At 54.4% G+C, this 3,312-nt stretch carries 2 rRNA genes; both read right to left on the reverse strand.

Annotation, left to right across the window (positions count from 1 at the left end):
* Window positions 1-4: 4 nt before the first annotated feature.
* A 5S ribosomal RNA gene (gene rrf / locus B0G57_RS30545) occupies window positions 5-117 on the reverse strand.
* A 182-nt stretch (window positions 118-299) separates the two neighbouring features.
* Window positions 300-3,289 (reverse strand): 23S ribosomal RNA (locus B0G57_RS30550).
* Window positions 3,290-3,312: the final 23 nt, after the last annotated feature.

Consider the following 3,312-nt stretch of genomic DNA (forward strand, 5'->3'; position numbering starts at 1 on the left):
GGGAGCCTGACGATTACCTACTTTCACACGGGGATCCGCACTATCATCGGCGTGGAGTCGTTTCACGGTCCTGTTCGGGATGGGAAGGGGTGGTACCAACTCGCTATGGTCATCAGGCATGACTTGTTGCCGTGTCGCGGGTGGGCGGCACAGCCAATCTGGGAAGAAGGGCAGTAAGGGGTGGGTAGCGAGTGCATCGTGGCACATCGCGAGGGTCCTGAAGCGCGTACCCCCTACGGGGGTGGTTCCCAGTCAGTGCTCAAGCACTCGCTGGTCGCCTTTTAAAACGCTCCGGTTATAGGATCAAGCCTTACGGGCAATTAGTATCGGTTAGCTCAGCGCATTACTGCGTGTACACACCCGACCTATCAACGTCCTGGTCTTGAACGACCCTTCAAGGGGCTCGAAGCCCCGGGGAAGTCTCATCTTGAGGCGAGTTTCCCGCTTAGATGCTTTCAGCGGTTATCTCTTCCGAACATAGCTACCCGGCGATGCCACTGGCGTGACAACCGGTACACCAGAGGTTCGTCCACTCCGGTCCTCTCGTACTAGGAGCAGCCCCCCTCAAACTTCCAACGCCCACGGCAGATAGGGACCAAACTGTCTCACGACGTTTTAAACCCAGCTCACGTACCTCTTTAAATGGCGAACAGCCATACCCTTGGGACCGGCTACAGCCCCAGGATGAGATGAGCCGACATCGAGGTGCCAAACACCGCCGTCGATATGAACTCTTGGGCGGTATCAGCCTGTTATCCCCAGAGTACCTTTTATCCGTTGAGCGATGGCCCTTCCATACAGAACCACCGGATCACTATGACCTGCTTTCGCACCTGCTCGACTTGTCGGTCTCGCAGTTAAGCACGCTTATGCCATTGCACTATCAGCACGATTTCCGACCGTACCTAGCGTACCTTCGTACTCCTCCGTTACCCTTTGGGAGGAGACCGCCCCAGTCAAACTGCCTACCATGCACTGTCCCCGACCCGGATCACGGGCCAAGGTTAGAACCTCAAACAAACCAGGGTGGTATTTCAAGGTCGGCTCCACCGAAACTAGCGTTCCGGTTTCATAGCCTCCCACCTATCCTACACAGATCGGTTCAAAGTCCAATGCAAAGCTACAGTAAAGGTTCATGGGGTCTTTCCGTCTAGCCGCGGGGAGATTGCATCATCACAAACACTTCAACTTCGCTGAGTCTCGGGAGGAGACAGTGTGGCCATCGTTACGCCATTCGTGCAGGTCGGAACTTACCCGACAAGGAATTTCGCTACCTTAGGACCGTTATAGTTACGGCCGCCGTTTACCGGGACTTCAATCAAGAGCTTGCACCCCATCATTTAATCTTCCGGCACCGGGCAGGCGTCACACCCTATACGTCCACTTTCGTGTTTGCAGAGTGCTGTGTTTTTATTAAACAGTCGCAGCCACCAGTTTATTGCAACCCCTTCACCCTTCCCCCGCAGGGGGGTCAAGCTACCAGGGCGTACCTTATCCCGAAGTTACGGTACCAATTTGCCGAGTTCCTTCTCCCGAGTTCTCTCAAGCGCCTTAGAATACTCATCTCGCCCACCTGTGTCGGTTTGCGGTACGGTCATCGTGAGACTGAAGCTTAGAGGCTTTTCTTGGGACCCCTTCCGATTGCTTCGCGGCCTAAAGCCGCTCGCGCCACACCCTTGAATTCCGCGCCCGGATTTGCCTAAGCGCCTTCTCCAATGCAGCGACCGGGACGTCCAACACCCGGACAACCTTCCGCGATCCGTCCCCCCATCGCATCTCACGACGGTGCAGGAATATTGACCTGCTTCCCATCAGCTACGCATTTCTGCCTCGCCTTAGGGGCCGACTCACCCTACGCCGATGAACGTTGCGTAGGAAACCTTGGGCTTACGGCGAGGGGGCCTTTCACCCCCTTTATCGCTACTCATGTCAGCATTCGCACTTCCGATACCTCCAGCATCCTTTACAAGACACCTTCACAGGCTTACGGAACGCTCTCCTACCGCGCACGATTGCTCGTGCACCCGCAGCTTCGGTATATGGCTTAGCCCCGTTACATCTTCCGCGCAGGACGACTCGATCAGTGAGCTATTACGCTTTCTTTAAAGGATGGCTGCTTCTAAGCCAACCTCCTGACTGTTTTAGCCTTCCCACTTCGTTTCCCACTTAGCCATATTTGGGGACCTTAGCTGGCGGTCTGGGTTGTTTCCCTCTTGACACCGGACGTTAGCACCCGATGTCTGTCTCCCGTGATTACACTCTTCGGTATTCGGAGTTTGCTATGGCGAGGTAATCCGCAATGGACCCCTCAACCATGACAGTGCTCTACCCCCGAAGGTGAGACACGAGGCACTACCTAAATAGTTTTCGGAGAGAACCAGCTATTTCCAGATTTGTTTAGCCTTTCACCCCTATCCACAGCTCATCCCCTAGTTTTTCAACACTAGTGGGTTCGGTCCTCCAGTACGTGTTACCGCACCTTCAACCTGGCCATGGATAGATCATCTGGTTTCGGGTCTACGCCCAGCAACTGAACGCCCTATTCGGACTCGCTTTCGCTACGCCTGCCCTATTCGGTTAAGCTTGCTACTGAACGTAAGTCGCTGACCCATTATACAAAAGGTACGCCGTCACCCCGCTTTAAGCGCTCTCGCGCTTAAATCCCTCTTTAAGCGCTGAGTCTTGCTATTTCAGCCTTAATGTCTTTTGACGTGTTCACTTCGTGAACACGCCGAAAGCGCTTAAAGCGGGGCTCCGACTGTTTGTATGCATGCGGTTTCAGGATCTATTTCACTCCCCTCCCGGGGTTCTTTTCGCCTTTCCCTCACGGTACTGGTTCACTATCGGTCGATCACGAGTATTTAGCCTTGGAGGATGGTCCCCCCATCTTCAGACAGGATTTCACGTGTCCCGCCCTACTTGTCGTACGCCTAGTCCTTTCATGCAGTTTTCGCTTACGGGGCTATCACCCGCTATGGCCGCCCTTTCCAGAACGTTCAGCTAACCACACCAATAACACGTACAGGCTCTTCCCATTTCGCTCGCCACTACTTTGGGAATCTCGGTTGATTTCTCTTCCTGCGGCTACTTAGATGTTTCAGTTCGCCGCGTTCGCTTCACTAGACCTATGTATTCAGCCTAGGATGACCCATACGGGCCGGGTTTCCCCATTCGGAGATCTGCGGATCAAAGCTCGTTTGCCAGCTCCCCGCAGCTTTTCGCAGGCTACCGCGTCCTTCATCGCCTGTGATCGCCAAGGCATCCACCACATGCACTTGTTCGCTTGACCCTATAACGAGAGCGTCTTACCAG

The organism is Trinickia symbiotica (genome assembly GCF_002934455.1).
Taxonomy (GTDB): Bacteria; Pseudomonadota; Gammaproteobacteria; order Burkholderiales; family Burkholderiaceae; genus Trinickia; species Trinickia symbiotica.